The 19,938-nt window shown below is 46.6% G+C and carries 16 protein-coding genes; 6 read left to right on the top strand and 10 right to left on the bottom strand.

What is annotated here, in order from left to right:
• Nucleotides 1-8 precede the first annotated feature (8 nt).
• From VJ786_RS02575 to VJ786_RS02565, 3 genes are all read left to right on the top strand, one after another.
• Nucleotides 9-1,298 (top strand): sensor histidine kinase, encoded by a 1,290-nt coding sequence (locus VJ786_RS02575; protein WP_134778105.1) that lies wholly within the window; start codon nt 9-11, stop codon nt 1,296-1,298.
• A 646-nt stretch (nt 1,299-1,944) separates the two neighbouring features.
• On the top strand, nt 1,945-2,082 hold the full coding sequence (locus VJ786_RS02570) for a hypothetical protein (protein ID WP_336557213.1): 138 nt from the start codon (nt 1,945-1,947) through the stop codon (nt 2,080-2,082).
• A 13-nt stretch (nt 2,083-2,095) separates the two neighbouring features.
• A complete protein-coding gene (locus tag VJ786_RS02565) occupies nt 2,096-3,676 on the top strand; it encodes a hypothetical protein (RefSeq protein WP_134778106.1) in 1,581 nt (526 codons plus the stop codon).
• Between the two features lie 245 nt (nt 3,677-3,921).
• On the opposite strand, the gene VJ786_RS02560 is transcribed toward VJ786_RS02565, so the two are convergent.
• The 10 genes from VJ786_RS02560 to VJ786_RS02515 all read right to left on the bottom strand — a co-directional run bounded on the left by VJ786_RS02560 (nt 3,922) and on the right by VJ786_RS02515 (nt 17,468).
• Nucleotides 3,922-4,311, bottom strand: a complete 390-nt coding sequence (locus VJ786_RS02560; RefSeq protein WP_336557212.1) for a response regulator — start codon at nt 4,309-4,311, stop codon at nt 3,922-3,924.
• Nucleotides 4,301-6,820, bottom strand: a complete 2,520-nt coding sequence (locus tag VJ786_RS02555) for a PAS domain-containing protein (protein ID WP_336557211.1) — start codon at nt 6,818-6,820, stop codon at nt 4,301-4,303. The genes VJ786_RS02560 and VJ786_RS02555 overlap by 11 nt, the downstream gene beginning before the upstream one ends.
• Before the next feature lie 368 nt (nt 6,821-7,188).
• Nucleotides 7,189-7,563, bottom strand: a complete 375-nt coding sequence (locus VJ786_RS02550; protein ID WP_134778109.1) for a response regulator — start codon at nt 7,561-7,563, stop codon at nt 7,189-7,191.
• Nucleotides 7,564-7,568: 5 nt separating this feature from the next.
• Nucleotides 7,569-8,384 (bottom strand): CheR family methyltransferase, encoded by an 816-nt coding sequence (locus VJ786_RS02545; RefSeq protein WP_134778110.1) that lies wholly within the window; start codon nt 8,382-8,384, stop codon nt 7,569-7,571.
• Nucleotides 8,381-8,776, bottom strand: coding sequence for a response regulator (locus VJ786_RS02540; RefSeq protein WP_134778111.1), 396 nt, complete (start codon nt 8,774-8,776; stop codon nt 8,381-8,383). The genes VJ786_RS02545 and VJ786_RS02540 overlap by 4 nt, the downstream gene beginning before the upstream one ends.
• 11 nt (nt 8,777-8,787) lie before the next feature.
• The gene (locus VJ786_RS02535; protein WP_336557235.1) at nt 8,788-12,318 is read right to left on the bottom strand and encodes a response regulator; all 3,531 of its coding nucleotides are present in this window, start codon (nt 12,316-12,318) and stop codon (nt 8,788-8,790) included.
• A gap of 46 nt (nt 12,319-12,364) precedes the next feature.
• Nucleotides 12,365-13,849: a hybrid sensor histidine kinase/response regulator gene (locus tag VJ786_RS02530; protein ID WP_134778113.1), complete on the bottom strand. Its 1,485-nt coding sequence runs from the start codon at nt 13,847-13,849 to the stop codon at nt 12,365-12,367.
• 338 nt (nt 13,850-14,187) lie between these two features.
• Nucleotides 14,188-15,444 carry a metallophosphoesterase gene (locus tag VJ786_RS02525; protein WP_099365392.1) on the bottom strand — a complete coding sequence of 419 codons (1,257 nt, stop codon included), beginning with the start codon at nt 15,442-15,444 and terminating at the stop codon, nt 14,188-14,190.
• A gap of 3 nt (nt 15,445-15,447) precedes the next feature.
• Nucleotides 15,448-16,482 carry a ferrochelatase gene (gene hemH, locus VJ786_RS02520; RefSeq protein WP_336557210.1) on the bottom strand — a complete coding sequence of 345 codons (1,035 nt, stop codon included), beginning with the start codon at nt 16,480-16,482 and terminating at the stop codon, nt 15,448-15,450.
• 137 nt (nt 16,483-16,619) lie between these two features.
• Nucleotides 16,620-17,468: a 4-hydroxy-3-methylbut-2-enyl diphosphate reductase gene (locus VJ786_RS02515; protein ID WP_336557209.1), complete on the bottom strand. Its 849-nt coding sequence runs from the start codon at nt 17,466-17,468 to the stop codon at nt 16,620-16,622.
• An 83-nt stretch (nt 17,469-17,551) separates the two neighbouring features.
• On the opposite strand from VJ786_RS02515, the gene VJ786_RS02510 reads away from it, so the two are divergent.
• From VJ786_RS02510 to VJ786_RS02500, 3 genes are all read left to right on the top strand, one after another.
• Nucleotides 17,552-17,971, top strand: a complete 420-nt coding sequence (locus VJ786_RS02510; RefSeq protein ID WP_099365389.1) for a nucleoside-diphosphate kinase — start codon at nt 17,552-17,554, stop codon at nt 17,969-17,971.
• 311 nt (nt 17,972-18,282) lie between these two features.
• Nucleotides 18,283-18,963: a metal-dependent hydrolase gene (locus tag VJ786_RS02505; RefSeq protein WP_336557208.1), complete on the top strand. Its 681-nt coding sequence runs from the start codon at nt 18,283-18,285 to the stop codon at nt 18,961-18,963.
• Nucleotides 18,964-19,013: 50 nt separating this feature from the next.
• Nucleotides 19,014-19,778, top strand: a complete 765-nt coding sequence (locus tag VJ786_RS02500; RefSeq protein ID WP_336557207.1) for a LuxR C-terminal-related transcriptional regulator — start codon at nt 19,014-19,016, stop codon at nt 19,776-19,778.
• Nucleotides 19,779-19,938 lie beyond the last annotated feature (160 nt).

The following is a 19,938-nucleotide window of genomic DNA, read 5'->3' as shown; positions in this document are numbered from 1 at the left end:
GGAAAAACATGTTGAACGAAACTATTTTCAGTCTATTGAATATTGGATTCAACATCTGTTTTATGTTGTATCTGATCTTCAAATACTTTTATGAACAGAACAATAAATATTATCTGTTCCTGGCCCTGCTCAGCCTTTCCTTTACCACAAATTTAATACTTCGCCTGGAGATTGTGAACGGGGATTATACCTGGATCCGTATCTCCAGAAAAGCAGTGGTAATATTTTTCTATGCATTTATCCTATCTTTCCTGGATATACGGCGAAGTAAATTTGTTAGGATTAGTCTGATATCCGGGATGATCTTCATTAGCATAGGGTTGATTTCGAGGCTTTTAATATCAGGTTCCGTCCTTTTTTCATCCATCAATTCTATCTATAGATCCTTATATTCGTTTGTAGATCTGTATATAATAGCAGTGATGATATCTTATGTTTGGAAAAAAAGGACCGGATATTACCTGTACATCCTATATGGCCTTCTTACCGTCATCACCTGTGCGGTGCTGATATATACAGGTGATCAGTTATTCGGCCTCCACCGCTATATTTCCGGATACCTACTGTTCCAAACTGAGATCATAATCTGTTTCTGCTTCTTCTTTTTGGCCATAATTACCAAAGAGAGTGAACAGAAGAATGAAATAGAAAGATTGGAGTACCTGGTGGAGACAGAAAAGAAGGAAAAAGAGAACTCCCTGAACCTTGAGAGGGAGCGCATTGCATTTGACATGCACGATGAACTTGGAGCGGGCCTGTCTGCTATAAAACTACAATCTGAAATCCTTAAGAAACAAGGTTCAAATACCCTAAACCACGATGACCTGGACGCCCTAATCAACATTGCCGACCATATGAATAAGTCCATCCGAGAAATGCTATGGTCAATAAACCCGCAAAACGATAATCTGAAGAATTTCGAGGAATATTGCATTAGATATGGAAGGGAATATTTCGAGCGGACCCCTATTTTATTTAAAGCTGAATCCAACCTACAAGATCCTGGATCCAGTATATATGCAGAGGTTAGGTACAACATGCTATTGATACTCAAGGAAGCTTTCCATAATTGCGCCAAGCATAGCCAGGGCAGCTCAGTGAATTTTTCTATCACCGCAGACTCCCGATCCATCCACATGATCGTTGAAGATAACGGCATTGGTCTTTCGAACGATAGGGCTGAAGGTTATGGCCTAAAGTCGATGAAGAGGCGTGTAGAAAAACTCAATGGGGAAATACGCTTAAGGTCCGATGCGAACGGGACGCAGATCGATATTAAGATCCTTACCGATAATTAGCCTGGGAACACCCTTAGAATGATTCCCTTGAGGGACTTATTTTTTGTGCAAAATGGATCCCAGGTCCTCTCCTTTACCAAATTTCTGACATAGACCCCATGTGGAATTATTATCGATACCACAATTACGTAAACAAAGACCAGTATTATCAAATCTATAGTACCGGATGATAATGGCTTCTGCGCTGTAACACTTTTTGCTACTGGACTTTACTTTCACAGGTGCAGCACAGCAAGTGAAAATCTTCATGGGAAATTGGAACGACCTGTTCGATTGCCTGAGGAGCGAAGGAGATGACAAAACACCTGGTTGTTAATTTCCATTATATTCCGAATGAGGATCCAGAGCTTCAAATTCCGTCTGGTTGACAGAGGAACTTTCCCATCGTACCACATGTTCACGCATTGGCAAAATTCGCTGATAGGTCCTGTTGTGAAGTCCAGAACAAACCAACAATTAATTTATACAACTTTTTTAGATGTTAGAACAACAAATATATTCACGATAAGCAATGGTCGGTCGAATTACCTCTACAAAATTTATATAAACTTAAACCCTCTTCTTTCAATAAGATTCTATCACATAGATTTGTCCTCAGAATTACACTACTAAATAAAACATCACCATCATGAGTTACATTGCACCAATGATAACAGTTCTTGAGATAGAGCTGGAATCAGGGATCTGTGCTGGTTCAGCAACAGTTAGGCCACATAACCCGAACAACCAGATTATTGAGGAATGGGAAGAGGAAGAAGAGCCAAGCCGCTCGATTGATTGGTAACTTAATAGATAAGATGATGAAGACCCCTAGAAATCTATTGTTAAATTTATTGGTTATTTTCTTTGTTGGTATCCTCCACTCATGTAAACAGGAGAATCAGGACCTAGCCGAAGGTAATCAGGCGAAGGTCGAGGTCACGATATCTTCCCTTGACGAGTCAGAGGAGGATTATTTGACCAAAAATCCGGAAAAAATATCTTCGGCGCCCATCAGGCAGTCTTCAGGATCGATAAATTATTCGGATCATACTTTGGTTGAATATTCCTGGACTCAGGACAAGGGCCCCTTGAAGACCAAACAAAATTCCCTGAAGGCAGATTCGCGGGCTGCTATCAAAAGAAAGCCTTTGGGCAATAATATCGCCTACTCCGTCCTGGTCTATGATGACCAGGGGAACTATGTCACCGAGAGGAACTATAACTACGGTGCTGAAGGTAGTGTGGCGCCCCTACTGTTGGACAGTGAGAAAACTTATACCTTCCTTGCTTTTTCCATAAATTCAACCAATACCCTACCAACGATCATTGATAAGCAAAAACTCTCCACCGTAAAGCTTTCCAAGGTTGCTGGTGATCTGATGACCTTTACAAAGCAGGTCCGCTTGAATGTCGGGGTGAACCTTCTGAGCATAATCCTTAAACACAGGTACAGTTCGATCACAACACAACTGACAGCAGATCCGACGACCGTGGGAACATTCAACAATATTTCTAACAGTTCCATTAAACCGGCATATGAATATGCGACCTATAGTTTCACTGGCGACTCATTTGATTATTTGATGGAAAAACAGACTGGCTGTCCGGTTGTTTTCCCCACATCGCAACTAGGATCAAGGACTATGACAAGTACTCCAAGTTTCCTGATCTCACCGGCCACAACCACTGGGGTCCTAAATTTCGGTACCATAACGATCGATGACGAGACAAAGACCAACTTCTCCATACCAAAAATCAGGATCACCCCAGGGGTAAGCTATACCCTAAAACTGAATTTCAAGACCTGTACGGAAAATGTCGGTAGTGTCCAGGGAATGAACTGGAACTATCCAGAATCCTTTTACGGAGGTGTTTCGGGCATATGGAAGGACAACGTTTTCTACGCAAGGGGGGAAACTATTTCCAGGACCATTATCGCCCCGGGTGCTGATTACGGATTTGTTTTCGATATAACCGAACTCGATAATGCCTTCAATATGGAACTGAACGGCGTAAGGCTTGCTGCTAGGGAAATTCAGTTCGAGAGGGGTGCATCTTCATCCCAGAACATAAGGTTCAAGGACGGATCGCTCTATCAGGGTATAAATTCCGAAGGTGGCAACAATATCGGTGCTGTCTATAATATGAAAGGTACCACCTCAAATCCTCTGGTAAAGGTCGTGATCGGAAAAAAAGGCGAAGTAACGCTGTTCGGCTCCAAGGTCTCCGGAGGACCGTTATATGAATTGGAGCTGTTCAATGGGAACACATTCAATACATTCAAATGGAACACTGCCCTACAGGGTGATAACATCATAAAGGTTACGCAATTAGTGGATGGAAGAACCATCCTGGTGGGTAACGGCAGCGGAAAAAAGAAGATCCCCTGCAGTTGATTTCAAGGTTTGCCCATCCATGGGGAACCATTGAAAATGTCCATGGAGAAGACAAATGGTTTAGCCCTCTCCTTTCAAAAAAAACGTTGCGGTTCCAGTGGGGCAGGACTGTTCTAGGTACACACGGAAATGCTGATCAGTTCGTGCACTTCCATGGAAGATCGCCCCACTAATTCCTCAATGGGCCTACTTTTCTCCAGACCAACCGCACCTATGAGATCCAAGCTTACTTTTTGTACCTGGAATCATTCAAGCAGCAGCTTTTGAAGTACCTTCACCTCCAGGGGTTTGGAAAGGAATCCCGAGACAAGGTCATATTCCCTCGACCTTTTTATGTCCAGAGGATCTATGGAGGAAGAAACAATATATATTTTCATCCGATCGCCGATCCTCGGTAATTCCTGCCCGAGCTTGTCCAGGAGTTCCCAACCATCCATCACCGGCATGTTGAGGTCCAAAAGGATTAGCCCATTCATTTCCTTTAAGTCCCTTGATAAAAGATGATCAAGTGCCAGCTTTCCATTCATGAAACCGCTGATGGCTACCTCGGGGGCGACCGTGGATATCTGGACCTTGAGGATCAGTTGAAAAACCTGGTCATCATCAATTATGATCACTTCTTTATTACTCTCCATCTATTTTATCATTTGTGTTTAGTTCTTGGTGGGAACTTTCTGTTACCTCCCTTATCACCGCATCGAGCTCATGTGCAGCATCCTTGATTTTTTCGAGCATCAGACCGTAATGTTGTAGGTCCTGATCCTGCTGCCCCCAGTCTTCAAGGAGCCTTGAGATTGCAAGTATCCTGCTCAGTGGAGCGCGGACCAGATGGGAGTGTATCCAAGAAATCCTCCTTAATGCGGAATTTTTTTTACGTATGGCGACCATGTCGCCAACTTTCTGCGTGATATCCTCCAATAGGATTATGGTTGCCCCATCACTTGGTGAACTTGACTTGGAATGGGCCATTTTCACCACTATCCTATCCTCTGAGCTGGTCCTGTGGATAGCAATATTGGGGATATCGACCATATCCTTGATGAAGGTTGTTTCCGATTGGTTATACTTGTCCTTGGGAACGATAAGCTGACCCAAATCCTTTTTGAGGAACTCTCCATGCGTAAAACCATAGGCATCCAATGCAGCCTGGTTTGCATCCAAAATCCTTCCATCGCTGTTTCTGACCAACAGCACAGCCATTGGGATCTGCTGAAAAAGACCATAGTACTTTACCTTACTCTCTTCAAGTTTTCTCATCTGCATCAGCACATGCTGGAATAGGTTCTCGCGCTGGAGCTCAACCTGGTGGATATTGGTTATGTCCAGACAGCCGCCCAAGAGCCTTGCCTGCGGAATTGTCCCATGTAAGGCCCGTTTGACCCAGCATCTCAGATATTTGACGTTTCCATCCGGAACTATAATCCTTGTTTCGAACACGGACTCCTTGAGATCCTTTTGGATCTGCTGAAATATCCTGGTAACCTTTCGGCGGTCATGGGGGTGTACCATTCGGATGTAGTTCTCGCTGGATGGATGGAACTGAAGGGGATCTTTTTCAAGGATCCTGAAGAGTTCCTCTGACCATTCCAGCTTTCCTGAAGCCAGGTCCCATTGCCAGAATCCGAAGTTTGCCATCTGCTGGACCTGTCTGTTGAGTTCAAGGAGCTCTGTTGCCTGGATGGTCTTCTGCCGATGGCCAAGAACCAGTCCCAGCACCGATAGACAGCGATCAAATAGCTCTGAAAGATGTTGAGCCCCCATGGCAGGTAGGGATGGATATTCCAATAGCTGGATACCCTGCTTCCCATGCTCCTGAAGTACCAGATGACGACATGTTGGAGCACTTGGCCCATTGATCAGGCTTTGGGGGCCGGCCAGCAAAACATCTCCCCTGTGCGAATGGCTTACAAGAAGAAATGATTTTCCTTCAAATATGGCCTGCATACCTTTCAGGAAATATGATAGGCCGTCCACAAAACCATCATGTTCCAAAGGAATCGATTCCAATAGCCGGCCCTCCATTTCTTTGAAGATATTCCAGCGCTCGTAATCCGATACATCGATCATAACCCCCCGAAGGTAGAGTTTCCCGTTTCCCTGAGGCACAAGTACCACATTGTCTCTTACCCAAACGGAATGCCCTTTCTTATGGACCAACCTGTATACGGCATCAAATCTACCTGTGCCTTTCAATTTATCCTCCAATTGATGGAGCGTACTGGACCTATCCTCGGGATGGAGGATCTCTTCCCATTTCCGTCTTGAGCTCATCCATTCCTGCTGGGTATAGCCCAAAATATCAAATACCTTTGGGCTTACATAGGTTGTCTTAAGATCACCCACATCCCCTTCCCAGATGATCGCCTCTATCGAGGAAACCATTTTTCTGAGTCGATCTTCCTCCAACGGATCATTTTTGCCATGGATGCCAGCATCAGGTATTTCTGTAAAATCACCTAGTACTATTCCTGGGGCACTTCCGGATCCCTGAAAGCCTGAGATCAGCCAGATCCTTGGACCCATTCCGTCATCATGGCGGGAGTACAGTAAACGTAATGGAACACCTTGGGAAACACAGGCCTCTAACCTCTTATGGAAATCATCTCTTTCCCCTTGGTCCTTGAAGAGCTCCTTTGGAAAATCTCCATCGTGGTGAATCCCCAGGTCTGCACGAAGTTCAGGTGAGAGGATAAATCTCCCGTCACTTGGATCATAGCTCCATGGTAGAGGGTGGATTGGAAAGGTTGGATGGGATGGGAGGTGGCCCATTCCCGAAGTATTTATGGGATATAGGGCCCGCAGAAGTACCTGTTCAGAATATTCAGGTAACCTTACCATTTTATGCTTTACACGGAAGGACTCCACCTTGAGTTCCGGTGAGAGCTCCCAACGGTGGACCAGATAACCCACTCCTGGCCCTGCAGCGTCTATACCATCAAAAATATTTGCCCAGGGAGTCCCAAAATCCAAAAAGGGGTTATCTGGGAAGACCTCAAAGAAAGGCCTTCCATGCAGGTCCTCAGAAGTTTTCCCTGAATGCTCGGAATATGCCAGGTTACAATCGAGAATAACTGTTCCGGGCCCGTTTACCTTCAGTAGCACCAGGGGTACATCCAAAAAATCACATAAGTCCTTAAATTCCATCAAAAATAGATTAGAAAAATCTGTACGGATTCATACCGGATAGGTGCCTGGAAGTGCCAGTTTCCAATACACAGTCCAATAAAAACCCCATTAACCATTCACGATCGGGACACGACCAATATAATTACAAACAACCATTGCTAAAAGTTCACTAAGTCCCATTTAACCCTTTTTCTCCGGGAAAAGGATTATGTGCATTCCGATGATTAAACTAACATTTTTTTGCCATATTCCGGCATGAAAACAAAATAAATGTTTGAACATGTACCGGCCCTGTTCCTAAACCCCTAATGCGCGGGGTTCTTTGGATTGAGGTCCGAAGGATCCGGATCCCCCGTGCATGGGGCCGGAAATAGGATACGCCTATATCAGATGGTGGATCCCTCCAGGACTGCAAGAATCTGACCCTCCAGCTCATCCAGACTGAATGGTTTGGCCAGGTAGGCATCGGCCCTGGCCATTTTTGAAAGTGATTCCACCTCTGTGTTTGCAGAAACATATAGTACGGGGATCTTATTATACGTATCGTGCTGTTTTAGAAGCTGCGTGGCCTGGACACCTCCAATATCAGGGATCCAATTATCCATAATTATCAGGTCCGGTCGTGACTTTTCCACTCTTTCCAGGACATCGTGGGAGGTCATGGAGCTATTGACATGAAATCCCATTCCCTCCAGGACTATTTCATATATTTCCAGAACATGAGGATCGTCCTCAAAAACCAAGGCAATTTTTTGTTTCATAGCTTTCAAAGATATATTTTTTTATATATTTTCTGGTCCGAAATCTGCTTATACTGATTCTTTATACCTGAAAACTGGATTGTTTCCCTGGACCCAAGGCACAGGTAGCCGGATCCCTCTATGTTTCTGTTAAAATTATCAAGTACCATTTCCTGGAGCTCCCTTCCGAAATATATCAGTACGTTGCGGCAGGATATCAGCTGAAAGGAATTAAAGGCACTTTCTGAGACCAGGTTGTGCGAAGCAAAGATTATTCTTTCTGAGAGGGACTTATCGAACTGTGCATAACCATAATTTGCGGTATAATAGGTCGAAAAATCCTCCTTCCCACCTGCAAGAAGATAATTTCTCGAATAGGTCCTTAACATGTCCAAGGGATAGATCGCTTTTCGGGCCATCTGAAGACAGTGGGGATCGATGTCTGTGGCATAGATGGTGCATTTATGGTAGATACCTGCCTCCTTGAGCATGATGGCAAAAGAATAGGCCTCCTCACCCGCGGCGCATCCGGGCACCCATATGCGTACGCTCGGGAAAGTGGCCAGATAAGGGATAATGTCCTTGGTTATGGCACTGTAGAATTTTGGATCCCTGAACATTTCCGAATAGTTTACTGTGACCTGCTGCAGGAATCGATCTAGAAATCCGTCCTTCTCAAAAACCTCTATCCACGCCGCGGGATCCGAGGATAACTTATTCTCGGAGAGGAACCTGGAAACACGCCTGTACAGCGAGGGCTTGCTATAACCCCGGAAATCGAGTCCGAACTTCAGGTAGAGTTCCTCGAGGAACCGATCGATTTCTTGAACCTGGGACCTCATTCTACCTGTTTGCCGTCTGTACTGAGCAGTCTTTCAATTTCTGCCAGCAACACCTCCAGGTCGATGGGTTTGGAAACGAAACCGTCCACACCGGAATCAAGGCACCGTTGCCTATCTCCTGCCATGGTACGTGCCGTGACCGCGATGACCCCTACGGTCCGTTCAAGCCCTTGTTCCCTTATCATTTCCATCATTTCAAAACCATCGATTTCAGGCATCATCATATCCAGTAGTAAGATTCCGATCGAGGGGGTCTGGATGAGGAATTCCATCCCCTGTTGGGCCGTGGTGCAGCTAAGCACATCATAGCCCTTGACCTTAAGGGCGTAACTAAGGGCAAAAATATTCCGGGGATCGTCGTCGACGATCAAGATCTTGGTTCGCTTATTCATGTTTCATTTTTTTAACTGGCGTACATCCATACCCTTAATAGGGATATCAACTGATCAACATCCACGGGTTTGGAGATATAGTCCGAGGCTCCAACCGCAATGCATCTTTCCCTGTCCCCGGACATGGCCTTGGCGGTTACTGCTATTACAGGTAGATCCGAGAACCTCCTATCTTTGCGCAATTTACTGATGGTTTCGTATCCATCAAGATTGGGCATCATCATATCCATGAGAACGATATCGATCTCCGGATGGAGCTCTAGGGCCTCCAGCGCCTCCTTACCGTCAAGTGCAGAGAACACTTCCATTTGGAACCTTTCGAGCGCTCTGGTAAGGGAGTAGATATTTCGGATGTCGTCATCCGCGATCAGTACCTTCTTATTGTTGAGTACCTCACCCAATGAGCCATAGGCTTTCTTGCGAAGGGCTTGGTCATTTGGTTTTTCATCTATCAGGTGCAGAAAAAGACTTACCTCATCAAGAAGCCTCTGGTAGGACTGTGCGGTTTTAACCACAACCGAATCTGCATAGCCCCTGATCCTTAGCTCCTCCTTGCTGGAGAGGTTCTTTCCCGTGAAGACAATGATCGGAAGGCTCTCCAATCCCTTGACGCTTTTTATCGCTTCCAGTGCCTCATAACCTATCCTATCGGGAATTCCCATGTCCAGGATCACACAATCTGCATTTCCTTGGGTAAGTGAGTCTACGCTGTCCTTAACATTGTCCCTTATTTCCGATACGATATTGAAGTTATCCAGGAAATAGGCGAGTGCTTGGGCATGTTTAGGGTTTTCCTCTATTATCAGAACCTTCTGGCTGCCCTTTTCCAATGCCCTCTCAATTGTCGTGAACATGCCGCGCATCTGTTGGAAGGCGATCGGCTTGTTGATGAAATCGATGGCGCCCTTTCTGAGGCTCTCTTTCCTGGCCTCCTGTGAACTCATCATATGCACCGGGATATGCCTAGTGGATGGAGTTCCCTTGAGCTGTTCCAACACCTGCCAGCCATCCATTACCGGAAGTTGGATATCCAGTAGAATGCAAACCGGCATTAGGTTGACCGCTATGGGAAGGACGTGATCACCTTGAGTAACAACGATCCCCATATAGCCGTTCTTACGTGAATAATCCAATAGTGCCTTGGCAAAACCTATATCATCCTCAACAATCAGAAGGAACCTGCCGCCTTGGCCCACGGAATACCTATCGTCGGCGACAGGTTCGGGTAAAGCGGCCAGATCGAACCCTTCAGGGGGAGTTACCGGCAAATTTTGTAGGGGCTCCTGGATCTCTGGTTTCGCAATGGGACCTTCATCGGGACTGCCTGTATCCATGGATAGGTCCAGCGGGAGACGAAGGGTAAATGTACTCCCCTGATTCTCTACGCTCTCGACACTCAGGTCCCCTCCCAAGAGTTTGGCAAGCTCCTTACTGATGGACAGACCGAGACCTGTTCCTCCATATTTCCTTTTGGTCGAACCGTCGGCCTGCTGGAAAGCATCGAATATGATCTTCTGCTTTTCCACCGGAATTCCAATGCCGGTATCCCGGACCCTAAAAGTGACCTCTTTCTCCGAGGAGGAAACCTGGATGGAAACAGTTCCTTGATGGGTAAATTTTAGGGCATTGGAAATAAGGTTCCGGAGTATCTGCTCCAATCGCAATCGGTCGGAATGGAAGGATGACAGGCCAACCTCCTGAATGTTGTAATCGATCTTCAGGTCTACCCCCTTATCCTTGAATAGAGGGTCGAACATACCCTTGATATCCCTGCTCAGTGAAGGGATATCCACCTGGCGGATTTCCAGCTGCATCTTCCCCGCTTCGATCTTGGAAAGGTCGAGGATCTCATCGATCAGGTTCAGAAGACTAGAGCCAGATGTCCAGATCACCTTACAGGATTCCATCTGTTCTTCATCCAGGTTGCCCTGTTCATTCTCCGAAAGGATCTTCGAGAGAAGCAATATGGAATTCAATGGTGTGCGCAGTTCGTGCGACATATTCGCAAGGAACTCGGATTTGTACCTGGTACTCATGGCAAGTGCCTCGGCACGTTCCTTGATCTCCATATTCTGTACCGCGATCCTTTGGTTCCTTTCTTCGAGCATCGTACTTCGCTGCTCGAGTTCCTGGTTAAAGTTTATCAGTTCTTCCTGCTGTACACGCAGTTCCTCTTCAGAGACCCTGAGCTTTGTGGCCTGCGCTTCCAGTTCGGTATTCAGGTTCTCGAGCTCCACCTGCTGAACCTGGAGTTCTTCGGTTTGGGCCTGGGTCTCCTCCAGTAGGTCCTGGATCCTTTTCCTGTTCTCTGCCGCAGCAAAGGCCAGTCCGATACTCGAATTCACCATCTCCACCAGATCAAGGGCATTTGGTCTGAATGGCCCCAACTTTCCCAATTCGATGACCGACACCGCTCTTCCCTCATGGAGTATGGGTATGACCAATATCTGTTCAACAGGAAGGTTTCCCTGGGAAAAGGAAATAAAGTTTCGCGAGGGATCTTCCAGCCCGGATACCAACCGGGTCCGACCCTCCGAGAAGACCTGTCCAATGATCCCCTGCCCGGGAATGAAGGAGTCCCTAATCTCCCCGTCCATCCCGGCAGAATGCACCAGGTCCAATGTTCCCCTATTGAAAAGGTATAGACTTCCGTTGGAACATTCCAGATAATCCATTAGGAATGCAAGGACCCTCTGCGATAGTTCCTGAAAGGTAAGATTACCCATTATATGCTGACCTAAGGTGGCCAAGCCTGTCTTTTTCCACTGACTTTCCTTCAGTTCATCAAAGGAGGCCTTAAGGGACTGGGTCATCCGCGAGATGGATTCTGCAAGGTTGCCAAGATCATCCTGGTTGAAGTCCTGCACACTCAGATCGTACTGTCCATGGGATATCCTGTTTGCGATCTCCTTTATACTGTTGATCCGACCACTGATCTCCCTATCTTTCTCAATTAACTGTAACTGCAGGAGGTTCCTTTTGGAAAGATCCGCCCTCAATCTCCAGAAAAGTAGCCCTGTGATGATCAGCGAGAGCATGGATGCCACGATAATGAAGGCCCCCGTGCTTTTGGAGGAGGATTCGAGTTTACGGCTATGATCCTCAAGTACAGCCTCTTCCCTGGAAATTATGTCGCCTATGATTCTCCTGGATGAATCCATCAGCGATCTTCCCTTTCCCAAGGTCGTCATCCACTGGGCATCGCCTCGGACCTTCTGGTCCATGACCTGGTCCAAGATGTCCATCCGTTTCCTGGCAATATCACCTAAGGAATCGAAACGCTGTTTCTGGAGGTCCCTATCCGAAAAAAAGGCCCCTGCCTGTTCGATGTTTATCAATAGCGAGTCCTTGCTCCTTTTGTATGGGGCAAGGTATTTGGGATCCCCTGTCAGAAGATAGCCCCGCTGGCCCGTTTCCGCATTCTGGAGGTCCAATAGGATCTGGTTCATGGAGACTATGGTATATTTTGTTCGGTCCACGAGGGATTTATTGGCCTGCTGGTCCTTTAGGCTCAGGTATGTTATTACCGAACAGCTGATCATAACCAGCACCGAAAAGGCAAAACCCAATTGAAGATTGAAGAGTTTCCTATTGTTCATTGTCATATATTAAAGGGATCTTAAAATAAAACGTACTGCCGAGCCCCGGTGTACTTTCAACGCCACAAATTCCTCCGTGGCCCTGAATGATCTCCTGGCAGATGAAAAGCCCCAGGCCAAGGCCCTGGAATTTTACCGAGGATTCCTCCACCCTGTAAAACTTATTGAATACATAGGGTAGTTTTTCCGGCGGGATTCCAATTCCACGGTCGGTCACGCTTATCTTCAGCTCCCCATCTGAGATCTCGGTGGATAGTTCCACCCGGTCATGGTTGGGAGCATATTTTACCGCGTTGCCCAGAAAATTGTTGAGCACCTGTTCGATCCTGATCTGGTCACCCAAGATCTTTTCCTTAAGTGGTTCCCCATGCCTGGTGATCTCTACACTACGCTGCGGGTAGGATTGCACTACGCCCATGCAAACATTTTCGATGACTTTTTCCAGATCAAAAAATTTTTTCCTCAGTTTGATCCTACCTTCCTCAATGTTCGCTACATCAAGCAGATCAGTAACAAGGGCATTGAGCCTTTCGGATTGCTCCAGAGTTTTCTTAACAAATCCATAGGCTTTGGTGTCCTGGGAATCCTTAAGGCTTCTTTCTGCCAGTTGGGCGTATGCCCGGATCCCGGTGAGCGGTGTTTTTAGCTCATGGGATGCGATACTGATAAAGGCATCCTTTTTCTTCTCTATCCTTTTATGGTCCTCAATATCTGTAAAGGTCCCTACCCAATTAAATTCCCCACCGGGTAGATTCACCGGAGTGATCCTCAAAAGATGGTACCGGAATTCATCGGAAATTAGATTCTTGATCCGAACTTCCCTTTGGTATGTTTCACCGACATAGGTTCTTCCCAGCCATTCGGCAAGATAACAACTCTCCCCGGGCCATCCCTGGGGAAACTCCGTTTGGGAGGTCGAGTAATCGTACCACTTCTGGTTGGTGAATTCGATCGTGCCCGATCTGTCGGTGGTGAAGGCGATCTGGGGAATGGATTCAAGGATCCCCTGCAGGTATTCAGATCTGTTCAAGAGATTCTGCTCGGCACGTTTTCTCACTTCCACCTCATGCCTAAGGGCCTCCTTTGTATTGATGAGCATCTGGTTCTGCTCGTATAGCCGGTAGAATGTACCAACCTTCAACAGAAGTATCTCCGGATCGATCGGTTTGGTCACATAGTCTATCCCTCCACTCTGGTAGCCTTTGGCAATAAAACTCTTATCGCGATTAACCGCCGTAAGGAAAATAATCGGGATGTCCTTTGTCCTATTGAGCCCCTTGAGGGTCTCTGCTACCTCGAAGCCATCCATATCAGGCATCTGCACATCCATGATTATCAGCACATAATTGTTCCTGATTGCCAATTTCAGCGCTTCTTCCCCTGATGGCGCAGAATCTGTCTGATAGCCCTTGGATTCAAGAAGCCTCTTCAACGAAAAAATATTCTCCTGGATATCATCCACTATAAGTATCATGGCAACCGGTTTGATGTGCAGGACCAAAAATAGTAAGTTATTTCCAAAAACAATGGATAAAGTGTCCCATTGAGTGCCGATTTGGGTTAAATTGCCCAGGCAGACGCGTACCAATTCTAGTTGCAACTGTCCAAACCGCCAACTTCTGGTCAGTTCGATCTCAAGGGAAGAGCAAAAATGGGGAGGGTATATGTTCCGAGGACAACGAATGGGTCATCTAGGGCAGGGATGACCAAAATGCCCACAGTCTTGCCATATCCATACGGCAAAAGGGGATCCAAAGATCTGAAACCCGTATCAAGAAATATGGGTGGGGGGCAGATTCCAGAAATATCGGCCTATGCCCGAAGAAGTTCAAAAATAGTTATCTCAGGGGCTATACCTACCCTCCCAGGGTATCCTAGGAAACCAAATCCAGTATTTACGTAGAGTTGTGAATTGCCTTCTCTGTAAAGGCCCGCCCATTCCTTATAAATATATTTGGCAGGACTCCATTGGAAGTTCTCCCCACGTACACCGAACTGCATTCCATGGGTATGGCCTGCAAACATAGCGTCAATATCTGTATCCAATACCTGCGCACGCCAATGGGATGGATCATGCGACAACAATAATTTCACGGCCTTATCTTCCGTGCCGACCAAAGCCTTCCGTAGGTCGCCTTTTTTGGGAAAACGTCCCGTACCCCAGTTCTGGACACCTACAATAGCAATCTCCTCGTTCCCCGCTTTCAATGTCCGGTTTTCATCCATAAGCAGATCCCAACCCATCACTTTATGGGTTTCGATGACATCCTGAAGGTTCTTACGTTTCGCTGGAGAATCCGTCGGACCATAGAAATAATCGCCATAGTCATGGTTGCCAAGGGTGGAGAAAACACCCAATGGGGCCTTGACCCTACTGAAGATATCCTGGTAATCACGCATTTCATTCGCTACGTTGTTCACCAGATCCCCGGTAAAGAATATGGCATCCGGCTTTTCCTGCAATAGCATCTCGACACCGCCCAGAACAGCTTTTTTATTATAGAATGAGCCCGAATGTACATCGGAGATCTGGCCGATCCTTAGACCATGGAACTCTTTGGGAAGATTCGGAAGGATTAATCGTTGGCGCCTTATGCGATAGTCATATGCTGTAGAGATTACCCCCCAGGCCAATGGGACCATCGGTAATGCCGCCACTATGATCCCGGATTTCAGCAGAAAATCAGATCGTGAGATGCCTTTTTTTGGGACCTCGGGGAGAGGTTCCTCCAACTCCTCGAGCCTTTCTTGCAGATTCTGTCCTTTCCTACCCGAGAATAGGCGCGAAACCCATATCCCCCCCCTTCGCAGATCATCGATGACAAGAACCACTGCATAGATAAATTTGCTCACCGCCGTGATGAAGAAGGCAACAAGTATGATGGAACGGACCATCAGTGGGATGGAATATGCAAAGGAAATATAGAGACCGACCAATAGGATAAGGGAATATCCCCACCATAGGATCGTAAACCATCTGGTACGCATGAACTTGATTTTTGTTGCCCGCAGGGCAAAAAATATATAAAAGTCCAAGAGGAATAATATGACCGCGTTTAACTTTAACATCTATTAATTTCCGTTTTCCAGCACCATTTTTTTCAACGCCGTAATCCATTTTGGATTATTGTTCAAACTCTCCACCATTTCTACTTCCTGGCCACCGGATTCCTTGAACTCTTTGGCATATTCCACTTTGATCTCATCAAGGGTCTCTATACAGTCTGCCACAAAAGCTGGTGAAAAAACCAGTATTCTCTTCTTTCCTGATTTGGCCAGTTCATGCAAAGAATCTGATGTATAAGGCTGTATCCAAGGTGTCTTGCCCAACCGTGATTGGAAACAAACGGTATATTTTCCCTCTGGGATACCCAGTTTAGCAACCACAGCTCTGGTGGTGGCATAACATTGGGACAGATAACAGAACGGTTTTGTTTCCTTTTTGCAGCTTTCACAACCAAAATCAGGACAGCTGAGTTCCTTTTTCGGGTCGATCTTGGCCAATTGCCTTACAGGCAATCCGTGGTAGCTGAATAAAAAGTGGTCAAACCTCTGCAGGTCATGGTACCGTGCATGGTCTGATATGACCTCCACCATCAAAGGATCCTCGCAATAGCTACTGACGAAATTCAATTTGGGAAAGTATTGCCAACTTCGCATCAGTTCCATCACCCGGTCAATAACCGAACCGGTGGTAGCTGATGCATATTGTGGGAACAGGGGGATAACCGTCAAAGACTCCAAGAACATCCCTTCCAGGTTCTTCATTGCCTTGGGAATGGAAGGCTCCTGATAGCGCATGGCCAGTTCCACATGATATTCTTCACCCAGATCGGCCTGCAGCATCTTTTGTTGGTCCAAACTGTACCTCATCAACGGTGATCCGGTTTTCTCACACCAGATGGTGGAATAGGTATCCGCGGATCTGGGTGCCCTTCTTGGCACGATGATCCCCTTGACCAGCAATGAACGTGAAATGTAGGGTATATCCATTACCCTAGGATCCATCAGAAACTCTGTTAGATACTTGCGAACTTCGCCCGTTGTGGGTGCATTGGGGGTACCCAATTGCACCAATAAAACTCCCTTTTTAGCCTTTTTACTCATTATTAACACAAAACTACGACAAATTAGGGCAAATGTGGCCTATATGGCAAGGATAAAGCGAGATTGCCCTGTATTATTATATTCCGATGACGATATCCCAGAACCATGATGGAGATAATACGGATGGAAATTCTTCGCTAATAGGATTCGATGGTCTCCTTTACCTTCTTCATCAACCACATTGGCGTAGATGTCGCTCCGCAGACCCCGACGGTCTGATTGTCACTGAACAGACCTGGCTCCAATTCTGCGGGATCTGAGATGAAAACCGTATTCGGGTTGACCTGTCTGCAGACATCGAACAGCACTTTTCCATTGGATGATTTCTTACCCGAGACAAAGATTATCTTATCGTACTGTTGTGCAAATGTCCCGAGATCTTCGTACCGGTTGGAAACCTGGCGGCAGATGGTATCATTGGCCTTCACCTGGTAACCGCGCCTGAGCAGTTCATCCTTTATGGCATAGAACCTATCCACACTTTTGGTGGTCTGGCTGTACAGGGTGAAACTGGGCGGCAGCTCTACATTATCCAGCTCATCAATATCCTGGAATACAATGGCTTCATTATTGGTCTGCCCCGATAATCCGATCACCTCTGCATGGCCATGCTTCCCGAAGATAAGAATCTTCTCCCGATCATCATGGGAGGTCTTGATCCGGTTCTGTAACTTAAGGACGACCGGGCAGGAAGCATCGATCAGCGTAATATTGTTCTCCAGGGCGATCTTATATGTTTCCGGAGCCTCTCCATGGGCGCGGATCAACACCTTTTCGTTCTGAAGTCCCTGAAGATCTCCATGGGCAATGATCCGGAGGCCTTTGGCCTTCAGACGGGCCACCTCTTCATCGTTATGTACGATATCTCCCAAGCAATACAGATACCCCTGCTGGTCAAGGATCTCCTCGGCCATATCTATGGCATAAACCACCCCAAAACAGAAACCTGATTCCTTATCGATCGTAACCTGTAAATTCTTAGCCATAGTACAAAGATAGGTAAACTCTTTACTAAACGCTTTATCCTAAAGACTATTTCATTATATTTGCAAAAATTTTTTTATTTTATATGGCAACTAATAGAACTTTCACAATGATCAAACCAGATGCAGTAGCAAATGGTCACATTGGGGCTATCCTGAACGACATTATCGCAGGTGGATTCAAGATCGTAGCAATGAAGTACATCCAATTAAACGAAGAGACTGCTGGTAATTTTTACGGAGTGCACAGGGAGCGTCCTTTCTATGGGGAACTGGTCAGGTTCATGACCTCGGGGCCTATCGTAGCTGCCATCCTTGAAAAAGAGAACGCTGTTGAGGACTTCCGTACCTTGATCGGTGCAACCGACCCTTCAAAAGCGGTTGAAGGCACGATCCGTAACAAATATGCAAAATCGATCGATGCCAACGCAGTCCACGGTTCGGACTCTGACGAAAATGCGGCCATCGAGGGAAACTTTTTCTTTTCAATGTTCGAGAGGTTCTAGACAATCCTTACATCTTACATCCATGGTCCGGGATCCCATTTGTCCGGACCATGTTATTTAGACTACCGTCCAATCTGCCCCCAGAATTCAAAGGGCTGGCAGAAACCATCCTTTACCACCCCCGAACTGTCTCCGGTGTGGCACCATGTTCCTGCCAGCGGTCATTGGATGATAGGCTGGAATTCTGGGATCTTCCTACCGAGTCCAATTTTTTCTCTCATAAACTCCTGTATTGCCCAAAAAAACGTATATTGGCATAAATAACCAAATGTGCCCTCCCTGGGGATCAGGCACCCATAACCACCATACCTATGAAAATAACCTTCTATGGCCATTCCTGCCTTGGGATCCAGATTGACGATACACATCTTTTGATCGATCCGTTCATCCGTCAGAACCCCCAGGCCTCCCATATCGACATTGATGCGATCCGTGCGGATTATATCCTGGTGACCCATGCCCACTATGACCATACCCTGGATCTGGAATTCTTTGCAGAGAAGACCGGAGCAACCCTGATATCGAATTTTGAGATCGTAAACCACTATGCTCAAAAGGGCATCAAGGGCCACCCCATGGGGGTCGGCGGAAGTTGGGAGTTCCCCTTCGGAACCCTAAAGATGGTCCCCGCATCCCATTCCTCAAGTTTTTTGGACGGTTCCTACGGAGGAACAGCGGCCGGTTTCATACTCTCTGGTCCGCTGAGCACGATCTATATATCGGGAGATACCAGCCTGACTGCCGAAATGAAATTGATCCCTGAGTTCTTTCAAATAGATCTGGCCGTATTTCCGATTGGGGGAAATTTCACCATGGATGTTTCTGAGGCCATCATCGCATCCGATTTCATCAAATGCAACAGAGTGCTTGCAGTGCATTTCGACACATCGGAGCTGATCCGGATCGACCAGGCAAGAAGCATTGGAGAGTTCTCCAAGAGGGATAAGGAGCTGCTCATTCTTCCCATCGGAGGGAGCTTAGAATTGGACTGAAACAGTAGAACATCATCCTGTAGATAATATCAGGATCTAATCAGCGCATTATGAAACACCCAATCATAAGTGAGGTATACAAGGGTTGGTCGGATATAGGTTCACGGGGTACCGATTGGGTCGGTAAGTTAGATAGTGCCCTTTACCGACAGCTTTTGGAGATGGTGCAACCGGGTGCTTCCTATTTTTTCCTGTTCGACCCATTTCTGAAACATATCGATATGGTCTCCAATGGGATCCAGGAGGTCATCGGGGTACCGGCAGATGAATTCTCGGTACAATACATCATGGATAATATGCATCCCGAGGACCTTCCTCTCTTTGGGGATATCGAAGCCACAGTCGTGGAATTCAAGAAGAAACTGGCCCTGGAGGACCTCTTCAGTTATAAGACCAGGTACAACTACCGCATGAGGAAACAGGACGGGGATTTCGTACACATCCTGCAGCAGACCATTACCATTGCCGCCGATGATTCGGGGAACGTGATGCGCAACCTGGTCCTTCATACCGATATAACCGACATAGCTCCCTTCCAGGAGATGAGATTGTCTTTCATCGGACTCAAGGGGCTTCCATCCTACATCAATGTTCGGCCAGCCCGGAGGTTTTCCGTTGAAAAGCTGCAGCTGACCTCCAGCGAACTCGGTATACTGGGACTTCTGGTTGAAGGGATGGACAGTAAAAGGATAGCCCAGATCACCAACCGAAGCCTGCATACCATCCGTACCCACCGCAAGAATATCCTTAGGAAAACCGGTTGTAGGAGCATACAGGAACTCCTGATAAGATCCCTAAAGGAAGGCTGGATATGATGGGAAGCCACGGCATGGTATAGTTTATCCAGGTCCCCAGCATTTCATCAAGGTGTAAACAAGGAAAGCAGCGAACATAAAGGAAATGTTCCTCCCGCCCCAATCTAAAAATACGAGGATAAAAAATCCCTATCAGGATGCCTGATAGGGAACTAATCAA

Source organism: Sphingobacterium tenebrionis (assembly GCF_037126265.1).
Classification (GTDB): domain Bacteria; phylum Bacteroidota; class Bacteroidia; order Sphingobacteriales; family Sphingobacteriaceae; genus Sphingobacterium; species Sphingobacterium tenebrionis.
The sequence above is the reverse complement of the archived record's forward strand: the minus strand, read 5'-3'. Positions and strand labels throughout refer to the sequence as shown.